This is a genomic window from Metapseudomonas cellulosilytica (assembly GCF_049334135.1).
Classification (GTDB): Bacteria; Pseudomonadota; Gammaproteobacteria; order Pseudomonadales; family Pseudomonadaceae; genus Metapseudomonas.
In genome coordinates this window covers 1-15,651 of the sequence record NZ_JBHZGN010000011.1, presented here as the reverse complement: position 1 = coordinate 15,651, position 15,651 = coordinate 1, and the positions used below count along the sequence as shown (strand labels likewise).

Here is a 15,651-nt window from a genome sequence, read left to right as displayed (position 1 = left end):
GGAGGCGGGGGCGCGCGATGCGCCCCATTTTCACTGCGTCAAAGGCGGGATCAGCCACTGATACCCCGGCGTCGGCACGCGGAAGGCGTCGGCGTCCACCTGCCAGTCGTCCAGGGCCTTGGCCAGGTCCCGCGGCGGGGCGAACTGGCCTTCGTCGGTGAGGTTGAAGGTGCCGAAGTGGATCGCCAGGCTGCATTGCGATTCCAGTTGCTGGTGCGCTTGCACCGCATCGTCCGGATTCATGTGGTTATCGCGCATGAACCAGCGCGGCGCATAGGCGCCTATGGGCAGGGCGGCGAAGCGCATCGGGCCGAAGCGCTCGCGGATCAGGCGAAACTCAGGACCGAGGCCGGTATCGCCGGGAAACAGGAAAGGGCCGTCCGGCGATTCGATCACGAAGCCCATCCACAGTGTCTCGTTGGTATCGCTGCGGGTCCGCGCCGACCAGTGCTGTACCGGTACTGCATGCAGTTTCAGGCCGCCATCCAGCGGCAGCTCCTGCCACCAGTCCAGTTCGACCACCTGCTTGAAGCCGGCTTCTCGGATCAGCATCCCATTGCCCAGCCCGGACACCACCCTGGCCAGGGGGAAGCGCTCCACCAGTGAGCGCAGGCTTTCCAGGTCGAGGTGGTCGTAGTGGTTGTGGCTGACCAGGATCAGGTCGATGGGCGGTAGCTGGTCCAGTTCGAGCCCCGGCGGGTGGTGGCGCTTCGGACCGACGAAGGTGAAGGGGCTGACCCGTTGCGACCAGACCGGGTCGGTGAGGATGTTCAGCCCGCGGTGCTGGATCAGCAGGGTGGCGTGGTTGATGTAGGTGACGCGCAATTCGTCGCCCTCCACCCGCACAGGCACCTCGGGCAGGACGGCCGGGCCCGGTTGGTCGATCCAGTCCGCCTGCTGCTCACGGCTGAACTGCCAGCGCAGGAATGAACGCAGATCCTTGTGGGGCTTGGGTTCGAGGTTACGGAAGCGACGGCCGTCGAAGTTGCCCGAGACCGGACCCTGATAGGGAGAGCGGTGATAGCCGGCGAGGGTCATCAGGTTGATCAACCAGGTGGGGCGTAAGGCGCGCGGCATGTCCTTCTCTCTTGCGGCGGGGAGGCAGTCAACCTAGCATGCCTCTCCCATTCCCAGACCGCCAACCCGTTTCCAGGCATGTCGCGTCCACCTCGTCCCGCCCATCCTGCCTCTCGTCGTCCCGGCCCGGCCGCGCCTCGCCGCGTGCCCAAGGCGCCGCCCGCCGAGCCGCGCCTGCTGCTGTTCAACAAGCCATTCGACGTGCTGACCCAGTTCAGCGACGGCGAGGGCCGCGCGACGCTCAAGGACTACATCCCCATTCCCGGCATCTACCCCGCCGGGCGGCTGGACCGTGACAGCGAAGGCCTGCTGCTGCTGACCAACGACGGCCGCCTGCAGGCGCGCATCGCTGATCCGAAGCACAAGCTGGCGAAGACCTATTGGGTGCAGGTGGAAGGCGAGCCGAGCGAGGAGCAGCTCCAGCGGCTGCGCGAAGGCGTTGAATTGAACGACGGACCGACTCTGCCGGCCGAGGCTCGGATGCTGGAGGAGCCCCAGCTGTGGGAGCGCGACCCGCCGGTGCGTTTCCGCAAGAGCGTGCCGACGGCGTGGATCGAACTGGTGATTCGCGAGGGGCGCAACCGTCAGGTCAGGCGCATGACGGCCGCAGTGGGGTTGCCCACGTTACGTCTGGTGCGTGTACGGATTGGCCCCTGGAGCCTCGACGGGCTGGCGCTCGGAGAGTATCGGGAGGTACCTGCCCGGCTTTGAACCGGGCAGGTGTAGGTAGACTCTCAGAAGCCTTCGAGGCCACCAATCACCAGCGTCTTGATCACGAAGCCGAGCACGCCCAGGCCCAGGGCGAGGAACAGGATCATGGTGCCAAAGCGGCCGGCCTTGGACTTCTTGGCCAGGTCCCAGACGATGAAGGCCATGAAGGCCACCAGGACGGCGATCATCGCCGTCATCATCAACTCTTCGAATTTTTCCGGACTCATTGCATACCTCAAGGGCTGAATACAGGCTGCACCCGCCTGGCCATGGGGCCGGGCGGAAGGCGGGCGGTGCGCTTGTGCTTCTGCGAGCCGGAAGACTCTTATGGGGCGGGGCCGCGCGGGGGGTACAGCAGAGTGCGGCGATTATACGCCAAGCCGTTTCCTGCGCGAGGGCCATTCAGCCGCGCAGGTGGCCCAGCGGCAGCTCGGTGCTGCTCAGCACCTGGTTGAGGACGAAGCTCGAGCGCACGCTGGTTACGCCCTCGATGCGGGTCAGCTGGCCAAGCAGGAACTGCTGGTAATGGTCCATGTCCGGCACCACCACCTTCAACTGGTAATCCGCCTCCATTCCGGTGACCAGGCTGCACTCCAGCACTTCCGGGCACTGGCGGATCACTTCCTGGAAGTGCTCGAAGCGTTCCGGGGTGTGCCGGTCCATGCCGATCAGCACATAGGCGGTGAGGCTGAGACCGAGCTTCTTGCGGTCCAGCAAGGCCACCTGGCGGACGATGTAGCCGTCATCTTCCAACTGCTTGACCCGCCGTGAGCAGGGCGAGGGCGACAGGCCGATGCGCTCGGCCAGCTCCTGGTTGGAGATGCGCGCATCGTGCTGCAGTTCGGCGAGAATTTTGAGGTCGTAGCGATCGAGTTTTTCCATGGCGAACCACTCGCTTTATGTTTGATTGCTGCTGATGCTGCTCCTTTAGTGATTAATTGCGCAAGTGCTGTGAATATGAGCAATCTTCGCAATCATTCGTCCCGCGCCTCGCCGTAAGATTTCCCTCAGTTTCACGGCCCGGACAGCAAGTCCACCCGACCCGCCCAATCAGGTGCGTCGGCGCCGCCGATCCAACCGGTTCGAGCAGGCCCCCGGGTCCGCGCTGCCCAACCAGGCAGGCGATGAATGCGGCGACACAATCGCCAGCACAGGACGAATTTCCCGAAGGGGGCCCGCAGTCTGGGGCTCCCTTTTTTATTGCGCGCATAAACGCCTCGGCGCGCTCTAGTCGCGTTTCACCACTTCGCTGGGATCGGCATGCACCAGCACCTCCGCGCTGGGGTAGCGGGCGGTAATCGCGTCCGCCGCCTGTTCGCACAGCACGTGGGCGCGGGACAGCGGCAGCTCGCCGGGCAGCTCCAGGTGCAGCTGCACGTACCAGCGGGTACCGGAAATCCGTGTACGCAGATCATGGGCGCCGAGCACGCCGGGGACCGAGCAGGCCAGGCGCTGCATGTCGGCGCTGATCTCCGGCGACAGCTCCTCGTCCATCAGCACCGATACCGATTCGCGGGCGATGCCGAAGGCACTCCAGAGGATGTAAGCGGCTATGCCCAGGCCGAACAACCCGTCGGCCTGTTGCCAGCCAAGGCTGGCCAGCACCAGCGCCAGGAGGATGCCGCCGTTGAGCAGCAGGTCCGAGCGGTAGTGCAGGGCGTCGGCGCGGATGGCGGTGGAGCCGGTGGCGCGGATCACCCGGCGTTGCAGCGTCAGCAGGCCGGCGGTGAGCAGCAGGGACAGGATCATCACGCCGATGCCGAGCATCTCGGCGCCCAGCGGCTGCGGCTCAACCAGGCGCGCATAGGCCTGGGTCGCCACCAGCACGGCGCTGACCCCGATGAACAGTGCCTGGGCAAGCCCCGACAAGGACTCGGCCTTGCCGTGGCCGTAGCGGTGGTCGTCGTCCGCCGGCTTGAGCGCATAGCGCACCGCCAGCAGGTTGAGGAAGGAGGCCGCGCTGTCCAGCAGCGAGTCGGTGAGTCCCGCCAGCAGGCTGACCGAACCACTCATGGCCCAGGCCACGGCCTTGGCGATCACCAGGATGATGGCGACGGTCAGTGATGCGTGGGTAGCCAGGCGCAGCAGCTGCGCATGTTGCCGGGTAGCGGTCATGCCGGCTCCGGTCGCAAGGTACGCAGGCCGGGAGCCGGGAAAATGGCGGGGAACCGGCCGCGATGCGCCGGGCGCCGGGCCGGATGGTCCACGTCAGGCCGCCGGGCGCAGGCCGTAGGCGGCCAGCTGCTGCAGGTTGCCGCTGCGCTGGAGCAGTTGCGGGTTGTCCAGCGGCAGGCTGCGTCCGGTTTCGCGCTCGATGATGGCCTTCAGGATGACGTTGTCCACCTTGCCGTCGGCGCCAATGGCTTCCTTGAGTTTCTCCGGGGAGACCTGGGCGTGCTGGCCTTCGGGCAGGTAGATGGCACCCGTGGCGAAGTCGACGGCGAAGGCGATCAGGCCGGGGATGACATAGAAGAGGATGCCGATGGCATCGAGGCCGGCGACCACGGGGTCGATCTTGCCTTCGATCTGGCCGCGGCGATCCGGGTAGAAGAGGGTGCCGCAGGCGGTGAGCTGGGTGAGCAGGGTGGCGGCAACCAGACCGCCAATCAAACGGGAAGGCATGCGCATAAGCGTCTCCTGATCGAAAGTTGCCACTATAGCAAGCCGGTTGCTTTAAAACTGCCTGGCATAACTAAGACCCCGGCAAGGAACGGGCGGTTCGCCGTTATACTTCCGCGCCTGTCCGGAGTGCCCATGAATCCGTTACCCATAGATGCCGTCCTGCCCGACTTGCGGGCCGCCCTGCAATCCCGCCATGAAAGCGTGCTGGAGGCGCCTCCCGGCGCCGGCAAGACCACCCGCGTGCCGCTGGCGTTGCTGGATGAACCCTGGCTGGCGGGGCAGAGCATCCTGATGCTCGAGCCGCGCCGCCTGGCCGCCCGCGCCGCAGCCGAGCGTCTGGCCAGCGAGTTGGGCGAAGCGGTGGGCGAGACCGTCGGCTACCGCATCCGCCTGGAGTCGAAGGTCGGCCCGCGCACCCGTATCGAGGTGGTCACCGAAGGCATCCTCGCCCGCCGGCTGCAGGAAGACCCGGCACTGGAAGGCGTCGGCCTGGTGATATTCGACGAGTACCACGAGCGCAGTCTGGACGCCGACCTCGCCCTGGCCCTCTGCCTCAACGGCCGCGCCCTGCTGCGCGACGAGCCGCCACTGAAGGTCCTGCTGATGTCCGCCACCCTGGAAGGCGAGCGCCTGTCGCGCCTGCTGGGCGACGCGCCGGTGGTGCGCAGCGAAGGCCGCATGTTTCCGGTGGCGCAGCATTGGGGGCGGCCGAGCCAGCCAGGCGAAGCGCTGGAACCCCGGGTGGTGCAGACGGTGCTCCAGGCGCTGGCCGACGAGCCTGGCAGCCTGCTGGTGTTTCTCCCCGGCCAGGCGGAGATCCGTCGCGTCGCCGAACAACTGGGCGAGCGTCTGGAGGGGCGTGGCGACATCCTGCTCTGCCCGCTGCACGGCGAACTGGACCTGTCGGCCCAGCGTGCGGCCATCGAACCGGCCCCGGCGGGCAAGCGCAAGTTGGTGCTGGCCACCAACATCGCCGAGACCAGCCTGACCATCGACGGCGTGCGCGTGGTGGTGGACGCGGGGCTGGAGCGGGTGCCGCGCTTCGACCCCGCCAGTGGCATGACCCGCCTGGATACCCAGCGCATCTCCCGCGCTTCGGCCACCCAGCGCGCCGGGCGTGCCGGGCGCTTGCAGCCGGGTTCCTGCTACCGGCTCTGGTCCGAGGCGCAGCATGAGCAGCTGGCCGCCCACGGCAGCGCGGAAATCCTTCAGGCCGACCTCGCCGGGCTGAGCCTGCAACTGGCGCGCTGGGGCGTCGGCGACCCCACCGAACTGGCTTGGCTCGACCCGCCGCCGGCCGCAGCCTATGCCCAGGGCCGCGAACTGCTGCAGCGCCTCGGCGCCCTGGCCGAGGACGGCAGCCTGACCCGCCACGGCCAGGCGATGGCCGAGTTGCCGGCGCATCCGCGCATCGCCCATCTCTTGCTGCGTGGCCAGGCCCTTGGCCTCGGCGCCCTGGCCTGCGACCTGGCCGCCCTACTCGGCGAGCGCGATATCCTTCGCGGCGGCGGGGCCGATCTGCACAGCCGCCTGGCCCTGCTGGCCGGTGAAGACAAGGCCGCGCGCGGCGCCCGCGGCGGCGTGCAGCGCGCCCGGCAGCTGGCGCGGCAATTTCGTACCTATCTGCGCGGCCCGGCCAGCGAGCCGGTGGCGGACCCGGATCACCCGCGCTGGCTCGGCTGCCTGCTGGCCTTCGCCTACCCGGACCGCATCGCCCAGCAGCGCCGGTCCGGCGGTGCCGACTACCGTCTGGCCAACGGCCGCGCGGCCAGCTTCGGCGAGCCGGACGCATTGATGAAGGAGCCCTGGCTGGTGATCGCCGACCTGGGGAGCCGCCAAGGGCAGCGCGAAGAGCGCATCTACCTCGCGGCCGATCTCGATCCGTCGCTGTTCGACGGGCCCCTGGCCGAACAGGTCAGCCGCCAGGACCTGCTGGACTGGGACGAGCGCGAGGGCGTGCTGCGCGCCGAGCGCCAACTGCGGGTCGGCGAACTGGTGCTGGCGCGCGAGGCTCTGGCGGAACTGGACGAGGACGCGCGCTCGCGGGCGTTGCTTGGCCTGGTGCGTCGCAAGGGCCTGGAGCTGTTGCCCTGGACTGCGGAGCTGCGCCAGTGGCAGGCGCGGGTGGCACTGCTGCGCCGCCTGGACCTCGGCGACAGGGGCGAAAGCGAATGGCCCGACCTGTCCGACGCCGCCCTGCTGGCCAGCCTGGAAAGCTGGCTGCAACCCTGGTTGGGCAAGGTCAGCCGCCTCAGCCACTTCGGCAACCTGGATCTGGCCGGCATCCTTCAGGGCCTGTTGCCCTGGCCCCTGCCGCAGCGCCTCGACGAACTGGCCCCGCGCACCCTGGAGGTGCCGTCCGGTTCGCGCATCCGCCTCGATTACAGCGAGGAAATGCCGGTGCTCGCCGTGCGCCTGCAGGAACTCTTCGGTCTCGCTGAAACCCCGCGCATCGCCGGCGGCCGCCAGGGCATCAAGCTGCACCTGCTGTCCCCGGCCCAGCGTCCGGTGCAGGTCACCCAGGACCTGGCGAGTTTCTGGCGCAATACCTACGCCGAGGTGAAGAAGGACCTCAAGGGGCGCTATCCCAAGCACTACTGGCCGGACGACCCCCTGGTGGCCGAGCCGACGGCGCGGGCCAAGCCGAGGAAGTGAGGCGAGGGCGAGAGCTTTTCCTGTAGGGGCGAATTCATTCGCCAAGGGACGCGAAGCGGCCCCGGCAATCTGGAAGGGCAGACCTTCGGCCTGCTTGGCGAATGAATTCGCCCCTACAAGGATTGCCTACGCCGAGGTGAAGAAGGGCCCCAAGGGTCGCGCCTTCAATGCGCCGGCGGCAGGAAGAATCTCGCCGTCAGCGGCAGGTGGTCGGAGATGCGCAGGGTATCGCCCTGGCGCACCCTGGCCTCGATGCGGGTGAGGTCGGGGCTGTGGAAGAAATAGTCGAGGGTCCGGTCCGGTCCCTTCACCCGTGGGTCGTTGGGGTAGTGGGTGAACCACTGGGCCTGTTGCGCGCCGCTGCCTTCCTCGACGCTGGGGATCATCGGGTAGCGGCTCCAGAGCGCCTTCAGCCCGTTGTCGCGGACATAGTAGCTGCGCTGGACTTGTGCCAGGCGTTCGTACTGCCCAGGTGGCAGTTGGCTGAAGTCGCCGCCCAGGACCCAGGAGATTCCCTCGGACTGCAACTGATCGAGCAGGCCGCGGGTCATCGCCACCTGGCGTTGCAGGGTTTCCTGGTCGTCGGCCAGGGCGTCCAGGTGGGTATTGATCGCCGCCAGGCGGCCGCCGCCGCGAATCGGCAGGTAGCTCACCAGCAGGGCGCGCTTCTTGTCGAACTGACGGCTGATGGGGTCGCTTTCCGCCAGGGGCAGTTGCAGGCGTTCGGCGCGCTCGATGCGGAAGCGGCTGAGGGTGGCCAGCTTCATGCCGACGCTGCCGAGGATGCGTGGGTGGGGCACGAAGGCGGCCTTCCAGTAGAAGGCTTGGCTGGCGCAGGGGTAGAGGTCGGCCAGGCGCTCCTGGAGCAGGGCCAACTGGTCCTGATAGTCGGTGGCCCGGGCGCCTTCATGCAGCTCCTGCAGGTTGACGATGTCCGGCTGTTCCTCGCGTATCACCCGGACCACCTCATCCAGGCTGTAGGCCAGGTCCTCGGCGGTGGGGCGCTCGTCCGGGCCTTCGCGATCGGGCAAGTCGTAGTAGAAGACGTAGCGCTTGCCGGCCAAGTACTGCAGGTTCCAGGTCATCACCTTGAGCGCCTGGCCGGGCTGCAGCTGAGGCGCTTCGGCCTGGCACAGCAGAGGTGCGGATTCGCGGGCCGCCGGATGCCAGGTGAGCACATAGACCAGGGCGACCAGGCCAACGGCAAGGATCAACAGGCTCAGCAGGGCGGTACGCAGGACTCGGGGCATCGGCAAGGGCCGGGAACTATGCTGGAAGAGGGCGAGCATACCCGAGAGGCTGCCGAGGCCCAAGCCAAGCGCGCCCGGGAGGGGCGCCGTGACCAGTGAAGCGCTGATCGCGCAGAAGGGGCCGCTCTCATTGCTCGGTCGCCTGTTCGGTCACCAGGGTGAACATCCGGTACAGGGCGATGCTGACGAACAACTGGAAGAAGCTGTTGAAGGTCTCCAGCAGGACGGTGCCTACGGGGTCGGGGTGTTGCCCCAGTTCGCGGTAGGCGAACCAGTCCACCAGCCAGATCGGTCCCATCACCATCAGCACACAGACAAGGATGGTCCAGAAGTGCCCGTTGGTGAGGGCGAAGCTTTCCTTGATGGCGTCCAGCGGCGCCCGCCCTTCCAGCACCAGCAGGTACTCGGCGAAGGCCAGTTTGATCATCACGTAGAGGCCGGGAAGGATCAGCATCCAGGCGCCGACCATGATCAGCAGGGTGCTGATGGCCGCCAGCACGGCGAAGGCGGGCCAGCGCGCCAATGCCATCTCCAGCACCTGCCGGGGCTTGAGGCGGATGCGGTGGCTGCGGCTGTCGACGAAGATGATCAGGGCGCCGACATAGACCGGGTAGAACAGCATGCTGACCACGATGGAGGCACCCTGGGACTTTTCCGGGCCGAGCCAGGCGATCAGGCCCTGCTGGGAGATGGCCTCGATCATGATGGCCGGCAGGCAAAGCAGGGCGATTTGGCCTGCATTGCGGGAAAAGAAGTACCAGGAGGCACGCAGCAGCTCTAAGGGATTCATCGGCAGGCATTCACATCTTGCGGCAGTCAGTGTTGGGCACTTTAGCCCAAGCCGTGGCCGCCTCCAAAGGTCGGTTCAAGCGGAGCGATAGTGCAGCACCCGATTGCGCAGTCGCGGCAGCAGGCGAGCGAGGTCTGCGGTGGCCACCTCCAGAGTGCGTTCCGGCGGGCCGGGGGAGTAGATCAGGAAGTCGTGGCGGAAGATCGTCTCGTCGAAAACCAGGGCGATCTCCTCGGCGTGGCCCAGGGGGCAGGCGCACTGGGGCACGCAGCCGGTCAGCTGCACCAGTTCCGCGTCGCTGGCGATGCTCGGCCGCGCGCCCAGCAGCGCCTTGAGCTGGACCCAGTCGGCCCGCGCGCCTTCCAGGGTCACCAGCATGGCGTAGCCGCCACCCTTCAGGCGCAGGAACAGGCTCTTGCTCTCCACGCCACGCAGGCCGAAGCGCTGGCGAACCGCGTGGGCGGTGGGGTAGTCGAGCACGGCTTCGTGGCTGACCTCCCGGTAGGGGATGTCGTGGCATTCGAGCAGGGCCAGGTTGCGGGCGTGGAGCGACATGAGGGGACCGGTGACTCTGGGACGGGGGCGCCATGATAGTCCTCTTCAAGGCGGGCTGAGGTCATCCAGGCCGGCGTCGTGCAGCACCTGCCGCTCGATTTCCCGGAGGCGGCCGCTCCTGGCCATGTGCTGCAGGACTTCCTCCAGGCGCGGTGCCAGTTCGCGATGACGCGGGTTGAGGTAGTGGTGCATGGAGAAACGCTCGAGCACCGGGTGCAGTGGCTGGACGCCGCGCATGCCGCTCTGGCGCAGGACGCACATCCCCGAGTAGTAGTCCTCCACATGCACGTCCACCCGGCCGCCGGCCAGCTTGCGCATACCGTTCTCCACCCCGTTGGACGGTGACAGCCGAACACCCTTCAGGCGCAACTCCAGCGCGGCCTTGCCGCGCTCGAAGCCCACCAGGTAGGGCTTGAGGCTTGACCAGCCGTGCAACTGCAGCGGGCGGCTGGCGAAGGCCACGGCATAGGACTCGAACAGCGGTGTGCGAATCAGCAGCAGGTCGCTGCGCTGCTCGGCGATCAGACTGGTGCGGCAGAGTTCACCGTCGTTCAGGCCGCGCTCGGCGTACTGCAGGGCGCGCGCGGCCGGCGCGGCGCGGGTCTCGATGTCGATGCCGAGTTCTGCGTAGGCTTCCACCAGGATGCGTTTGCAGATCTGGAATAGCGGCAGACCCTGGTCGGGAAAGGCGCTGAATACCAGGTGGGCCTCGGCGTGGCAGGGCGCGGAAAGCAGCAGCAGGGCAAGCAGGCAGCATCCATGAGCGCGCATTGCACAATCGCCTGGGGCACGGCCTGCGCTGGAGTGACTGCCAGACGGCGCCGCCTGCCATGGCGAGCGCCTTGCTCCCTGCAACAGACCCATGCGGTGGGTCGCGGCGTCTTCCCCGTTGTCGAAGCTCGCGGGGTCAGCTGCAACTATAGTCGGCTGCCTTCAGGGCGTCGGCCAGTCCGCCAGCAGCTCATCCGCTCGCAGTACCCGGGCGTACTCCCCCTGCAGGTTGGCCATGGCCATGTCGTGCACTTCTTCGGCGCTGCGCGGACGGCCGGCGAAGTCGAGCTTGGCGAAGGTGTAGCAGGCGTCCTCCACCACCGTGGTGGCGAAGCCCAGATTACCGGCACTGCGCGCCGTGGCCTCCACCGAGTTCTCGCTGGCCACGCCCACGATCACCACCGCGTCCAGGCCGCGCACCCGCAGCCAGTGTTCCAGACCGCTGTTGATGAAGGCGTCGGGGACGTTCTTCTCCAGCACCTGCTCGCGTTCCCGGGGCGCCAGGGGCGGCTGGAACAGCGCGCCCGGTTGGCCCGGGGCGAAGACCGAATCGGCTTCCCGGGAGATATGGCGGATATGCACCAGCGGCCAACCGGCCTTGCGCCAGTGTTCGAGCAGGGCGGCGATGCACTTTTCCGCGCCGGGATTGTTGCGCGGCTTGTCCAGGCGCTGGATGCCCTGCTGCTGGTCGATGATCAGCAGGGCACCTGGCGACTTCTGCATGGTCCTATCCACTTTCCATTCCCCGAGGCTGGCATACTGGCCGCAATCTACTCTTAACCAGTCGCCGCCAGCCAGACACCGAGGAGCCGCGTTGAAGAAGATCGCAGTATTCGCCGACGTGCAGAACCTCTACTACACGGTGCGCCACACCTATGGCTGCCACTTCCATTACAGCGCCTTCTGGCAGAGCGTCAGCGCCGAGGGCGACATAGTCGAAGCCAACGCCTACGCCATCGACCGCGGCGACCCGCGTCAGCAGCAGTTCCAGCAGATCCTGCGCAACCTGGGCTTCACCGTGAAGCTCAAGCCCTTCATCCAGCGCAGCGACGGCTCGGCCAAGGGCGATTGGGACGTCGGCATCACCATCGATGTGCTCGACGCCGCACCCCGGGTGGACCTGGTGGTGCTGGCTTCGGGCGATGGCGACTTCGACCTGTTGCTGGAACGGGTGGCCCAGGCCCATGGCGTGGAAACCCTGGTCTACGGCGTACCTGGCCTCACCGCCCAATCCCTGATCCGTGCCGCCAGCCGCTACCAGCCCATCGAGGGCGGCCTGCTGCTGCGCAATTGAACTGATCCAACCTGGAATCACCCGTGGACCCCATAGCTGTCATTGACTTCGAGACCACCGGCATTACCCCCGCAAGCGATTGCCGCGCCACCGAGATCGGCGTGGTCATCCTCGACGGCGGGCGCGTCGTCGACCGCTACCAGAGCCTGATGAATGCCGGCATCCCGGTGCCGCCCTTCATCCAGAACCTCACCGGCATCAGCACTGCCATGCTGCGGGCGGCCCCGCCGGTGGAGCAGGTGATGAGGGAGGCGGCCGACTTCGTCGGCGACCTGCCGCTGCTGGCGCACAACGCCTCCTTCGACCAGAAGTTCTGGGACTTCGAGCTGGCGCGCATCGGCCGGTCCCGCCGCCAGGCGTTCGCCTGCTCCCTGTTGCTCGCCCGACGCCTGCTGCCCGAGGCGCCCAACCATAAACTCGGCACCCTCAACACCTGGGCGCGCCTGCCCGACACCGGCAGGGCCCACCGCGCCCTCGCCGATGCCGAGATGGCCGCCAATCTCACCTTGCACCTGGCTGGACGGCTGCGGGACAAGCACGGCATAAGCACGGTGTCGCACCAGCTGTTCTGCAGCCTGCAGAAGGTCCCGGCGGCGAAGATTCCCGAAGCGTTGCGGAAACATCGCGGCGGCTGAGCTCGTAGGATGGGTCGGGCGGCGTTCCGCGAGCGGAGCGATACCCATGCGGACAGGGCTGATGGGTTTCGCTTCGCTCTACCGCATCCTACGAGTTGGCGATGGCGTGGGCCGCTCAGCCCTTCACCGTCCTCAGCGTCTCCACCTTGCCGCGCTCCTGCAGCACGCCGGGGATGCGCTGCTCGAAGGGCGTGGAGAGGATCAGCGAGGTCTTGGTCGCGCCGAACTTGCCGATCTGGTCGATCAGGTCCTGCAACTCCGGCATCGAGGCCACGGCGGCCTTGATCAGCAGGCAGGCGTCGCCGGTGACGCGGTGGCAGAGGTTCAGCTGGGGAATGTTCTCCAGGGCTTCCTGGGTGCGCTTGTAGTCACGGTCGGTGATGCGCAGTTCGATCACGCATTCGATGGGCAGCCCCACCTTCGCCAGGTCCACGCTGGCGTGGTAGCCGGTGATGATGCCGGCGGCCTCCAGCTTGGCCACCCGGTCGGCCACCGCCGGCGGCGACAGGTTGACCCGGCGCGCCAGGTCGGCGAAGGAAGCGCGGCCGTTCTCGATTAACGCGGCAAGCAGCAGGCGGTCGTATTTGTCCACGAGGACCTCCGAATTCAGCTTCTGTCGAATCAACGGTAGAAACGGATGAAATCAGTTCTTTCCAAGGTTCAGGGCTGCGTGAACAAGGTGTTCATCCTTATTTAGCGCTCATCGCCTTACTTAGAATAGACGCCTCAATCCTGCCTGTGTCGAGTTCCGATCATGCCTGCGCGCCGCTTCCCGCTCCTGCTCATTGGAGCCTTCATCGCTCTCTATCTGATCTGGGGATCCACCTACCTCGCGATCCGTATCGGCGTCGAATCCTGGCCGCCGCTGTTGATGGCCGGCATCCGCTTCGTGGTGGCCGGTGCCCTGATGTACGGCTTCCTGCGCTGGAGCGGCGTGCCCAACCCGAGCTGGCAGGAGTGGAAGTCCGCCGCGGCCATCGGCTTCCTGCTGCTCAGCTGCGGCAACGGCGGCGTGACCCTCGCCGAGGACCTGGGCGTGGCGTCCGGCGTAGCGGCGCTGGCGGTGGCCACGGTGCCGCTGTTCGCCCTGCTGTTCGGGCTGATCTGGGGCCAGCGCACCACCCGCCTGGAATGGGCCGGCATCCTGCTCGGGCTGGCGGGCATCGGCCTGCTCAACCTCGGCTCCAACCTGCAGGCCAGCCCCCTGGGTGCGGCGCTGATCATCTTCGCCGCGGCGGCCTGGTCGTTCGGCTCCATGTGGAGCAAGAACCTCAAGCTGCCCGCCGGCCCCATGGCCAGCGCGGTGGAGATGCTCGCCGGCGGTTTCGCCCTGCTGGCCGGCAGCCTGCTCAGTGGCGAACGCCTGGTGGCAGCGCCCACCCTGGCGGGCTGGGGGGCGCTGGCCTACCTGATCGTCTTCGGCTCCATCATCGCCTTTAGCTCCTACCTGTACCTGCTGAAGAACGTGCGCCCGGCCGCGGCCACCAGCTACGCCTACGTCAATCCGGTGGTGGCGGTGTTGCTGGGCATCGGCTTCGCCGGCGAGAGCATCGGCATCGAGGAGGGCCTGGCCATGCTGGTGATCATCGGCGCCGTGGTGCTGATCGGTCTGCCGCAGTGGCGCGAGCGCAAGGAAGAGAAAGCACGGCAGGAAGAGGGGCTGCAGCAGACCAGTTGATCACGGCGGGGGCGGGCGGCCTGCTAGAATCGCGGCTTTTCCGCACTCTATGGCTGCCTCCATGACCTTCGCATCCCTCGGCCTGATCGAACCCCTGCTGCGCGCCACCGAAGCGCTCGGCTACCAGACCCCGTCGCCGGTGCAGGCCGAGGCGATTCCCGCCGTGCTCAAGGGCCGCGACCTGATGGCCGCGGCCCAGACCGGTACCGGCAAGACCGCCGGCTTCGCCCTGCCGCTTTTGCAAAAGCTGACCCAGGAAGGCCCGCAGGTGGCCAGCAACTCAGTGCGTGCGCTGGTGTTGGTGCCCACCCGCGAACTGGCCGAGCAGGTCAACGAGAGCTTCCGCGTTTACGGCCAGCACCTGCCGCTGCGCAACTACGCGGTCTACGGTGGCGTCAGCATCAACCCGCAGATGATGCGGCTGCGCAAGGGCATCGACATCCTCGTCGCCACCCCCGGCCGCCTGCTCGACCTCTATCGGCAGAACGCGGTGAAGTTCAACCAGCTCCAGGCGCTGGTGCTGGACGAGGCCGACCGCATGCTCGACCTGGGTTTCGCCCGCGAGCTCGACGAACTCTTCGCCGCACTGCCCAAACGCCGGCAGACCCTGCTGTTCTCCGCCACCTTCTCCGATGCCATTCGCCAGATGGCCCGCGAGCTCTTGCGCGACCCGCTGTCGATCGAGGTCAGCCCGCGCAACGCGGCGGCCAAGAGCGTGCGCCAATGGCTGATACCGGTGGACAAGAAGCGCAAGGGCGAACTCTTCCTGCACCTGCTGGAAGATCGCCGCTGGGAGCAGGTGCTGGTCTTCGCCAAGACCCGCAAGGGCGTCGACCAACTGGTCGAGGAGCTCCAGGCGCGCGGCGTCAATGCCGACTCCATCCACGGCGACAAACCGCAGCCTTCGCGGCTGCGCGCGCTGCAGCGCTTCAAGGCGGGCGAGGTGCAGGTCCTGGTCGCCACGGACGTGGCGGCCCGTGGTCTGGACATCGACGACCTGCCGCTGGTGGTCAACTTCGACCTGCCCATCGTCGCCGAGGACTACGTGCACCGTATCGGCCGTACCGGCCGCGCCGGCGCCACGGGCGAGGCGGTGTCGCTGGTCTGCGCCGACGAGGTGCAACTGCTCGCCGCCATCGAAATGCTGACCCGCCAGACTATCCAGCGCCGCGATGAACCGGACTTCATTCCCGATCACCGGGTGCCCATGACCGATGCCACGGGCCAGGTGATCAAGAAGCCGAAGAAACCGAAGAAGCCCAAGGAACCCCAGGTCGAAGCTGGCAAGCCGGGCAAGGGCGCGGCCCTGGGGCGCTGGATCGATAGCGAGAAGCCCAAGGTGAAGTCGGTGCGCAAGGCGCCGGGATTTGGCAAGGCGAAGAAGGGCTGAGGGTGTTCGCTTGGCGTTTTGTTGCTCAGTTCATTGCCGAGTGAGCTTCAGGTCTCTGTTTCGCCTCCCGGCGAGTCACTTCTGGCAGTCGCCCCAGAAGTAACCAAGAGGGCTTGCCCCTGCATCCGGGTCCGGCTTCGCCGGACTTCCCTCGCTCCATCGTCGCTCCGGGGGCCCGGGGGGGGGGGGGGGGGGGGGGGGGGGGGGGGGGGGGGGGGAGGGG

Annotated in this window: 17 protein-coding genes; 6 read left to right on the top strand and 11 right to left on the bottom strand. The window is 67.3% G+C overall.

What is annotated here, in order from left to right; all coding sequences use genetic code 11:
* Positions 1–30: 30 nt before the first annotated feature.
* Positions 31–1,077, bottom strand: coding sequence for an MBL fold metallo-hydrolase (locus ACFW0H_RS15280; RefSeq protein ID WP_422914736.1), 1,047 nt, complete (start codon positions 1,075–1,077; stop codon positions 31–33).
* Between the two features lie 78 nt (positions 1,078–1,155).
* Between ACFW0H_RS15280 and ACFW0H_RS15275 the strand changes: the two genes are divergently transcribed.
* On the top strand, positions 1,156–1,788 hold the full coding sequence (locus ACFW0H_RS15275; protein ID WP_459077306.1) for a pseudouridine synthase: 633 nt from the start codon (positions 1,156–1,158) through the stop codon (positions 1,786–1,788).
* Between the two features lie 23 nt (positions 1,789–1,811).
* On the opposite strand, the gene ACFW0H_RS15270 is transcribed toward ACFW0H_RS15275, so the two are convergent.
* From ACFW0H_RS15270 to ACFW0H_RS15255, 4 genes are all read right to left on the bottom strand, one after another.
* Positions 1,812–2,015 (bottom strand): DUF2788 domain-containing protein, encoded by a 204-nt coding sequence (locus tag ACFW0H_RS15270; RefSeq protein WP_422914734.1) that lies wholly within the window; start codon positions 2,013–2,015, stop codon positions 1,812–1,814.
* A gap of 175 nt (positions 2,016–2,190) precedes the next feature.
* Positions 2,191–2,670: an Lrp/AsnC family transcriptional regulator gene (locus ACFW0H_RS15265; RefSeq protein ID WP_422914733.1), complete on the bottom strand. Its 480-nt coding sequence runs from the start codon at positions 2,668–2,670 to the stop codon at positions 2,191–2,193.
* Between the two features lie 345 nt (positions 2,671–3,015).
* Entirely contained in the window at positions 3,016–3,903 is an 888-nt protein-coding gene (locus ACFW0H_RS15260) for a cation diffusion facilitator family transporter (protein WP_422914732.1), read from the bottom strand.
* Between the two features lie 93 nt (positions 3,904–3,996).
* Positions 3,997–4,416: a polyribonucleotide nucleotidyltransferase gene (locus ACFW0H_RS15255; RefSeq protein WP_422914731.1), complete on the bottom strand. Its 420-nt coding sequence runs from the start codon at positions 4,414–4,416 to the stop codon at positions 3,997–3,999.
* Positions 4,417–4,542: 126 nt separating this feature from the next.
* On the opposite strand from ACFW0H_RS15255, the gene hrpB reads away from it, so the two are divergent.
* Complete coding sequence (hrpB, locus tag ACFW0H_RS15250) at positions 4,543–7,065, top strand: ATP-dependent helicase HrpB (protein WP_422914730.1); 2,523 nt, start codon at positions 4,543–4,545, stop codon at positions 7,063–7,065.
* 164 nt (positions 7,066–7,229) lie between these two features.
* Here hrpB and ACFW0H_RS15245 read toward each other — a convergent pair whose 3' ends face one another.
* From ACFW0H_RS15245 to ACFW0H_RS15225, 5 genes are all read right to left on the bottom strand, one after another.
* On the bottom strand, positions 7,230–8,315 hold the full coding sequence (locus ACFW0H_RS15245; RefSeq protein ID WP_422914729.1) for an endonuclease/exonuclease/phosphatase family protein: 1,086 nt from the start codon (positions 8,313–8,315) through the stop codon (positions 7,230–7,232).
* 127 nt (positions 8,316–8,442) lie between these two features.
* Positions 8,443–9,105: a YciC family protein gene (locus ACFW0H_RS15240; protein WP_422914728.1), complete on the bottom strand. Its 663-nt coding sequence runs from the start codon at positions 9,103–9,105 to the stop codon at positions 8,443–8,445.
* A 75-nt stretch (positions 9,106–9,180) separates the two neighbouring features.
* Positions 9,181–9,660, bottom strand: a complete 480-nt coding sequence (locus ACFW0H_RS15235; protein WP_422914727.1) for a YbaK/EbsC family protein — start codon at positions 9,658–9,660, stop codon at positions 9,181–9,183.
* 45 nt (positions 9,661–9,705) lie between these two features.
* On the bottom strand, positions 9,706–10,431 hold the full coding sequence (locus ACFW0H_RS15230) for a substrate-binding periplasmic protein (protein ID WP_422914726.1): 726 nt from the start codon (positions 10,429–10,431) through the stop codon (positions 9,706–9,708).
* Positions 10,432–10,593: 162 nt separating this feature from the next.
* A complete protein-coding gene (locus ACFW0H_RS15225) occupies positions 10,594–11,154 on the bottom strand; it encodes a cysteine hydrolase family protein (protein WP_422914725.1) in 561 nt (186 codons plus the stop codon).
* A gap of 91 nt (positions 11,155–11,245) precedes the next feature.
* Here ACFW0H_RS15225 and ACFW0H_RS15220 point away from each other — a divergent pair, with 91 nt between their 5' ends.
* The gene (locus tag ACFW0H_RS15220; RefSeq protein ID WP_377695034.1) at positions 11,246–11,725 is read left to right on the top strand and encodes an NYN domain-containing protein; all 480 of its coding nucleotides are present in this window, start codon (positions 11,246–11,248) and stop codon (positions 11,723–11,725) included.
* A 23-nt stretch (positions 11,726–11,748) separates the two neighbouring features.
* Positions 11,749–12,360, top strand: a complete 612-nt coding sequence (locus tag ACFW0H_RS15215) for a 3'-5' exonuclease (protein ID WP_422914724.1) — start codon at positions 11,749–11,751, stop codon at positions 12,358–12,360.
* A gap of 115 nt (positions 12,361–12,475) precedes the next feature.
* Here the strand turns inward: ACFW0H_RS15215 and ACFW0H_RS15210 are convergent, their stop codons facing one another.
* Positions 12,476–12,952, bottom strand: a complete 477-nt coding sequence (locus ACFW0H_RS15210; protein ID WP_422914723.1) for an Lrp/AsnC family transcriptional regulator — start codon at positions 12,950–12,952, stop codon at positions 12,476–12,478.
* Positions 12,953–13,114: 162 nt separating this feature from the next.
* Here ACFW0H_RS15210 and yedA point away from each other — a divergent pair, with 162 nt between their 5' ends.
* Both yedA and ACFW0H_RS15200 read left to right on the top strand, forming a co-directional pair.
* Positions 13,115–14,038, top strand: coding sequence for a drug/metabolite exporter YedA (yedA, locus tag ACFW0H_RS15205; RefSeq protein ID WP_422914722.1), 924 nt, complete (start codon positions 13,115–13,117; stop codon positions 14,036–14,038).
* A 61-nt stretch (positions 14,039–14,099) separates the two neighbouring features.
* Positions 14,100–15,428 (top strand): DEAD/DEAH box helicase, encoded by a 1,329-nt coding sequence (locus ACFW0H_RS15200; RefSeq protein ID WP_422914721.1) that lies wholly within the window; start codon positions 14,100–14,102, stop codon positions 15,426–15,428.
* Positions 15,429–15,651: the final 223 nt, after the last annotated feature.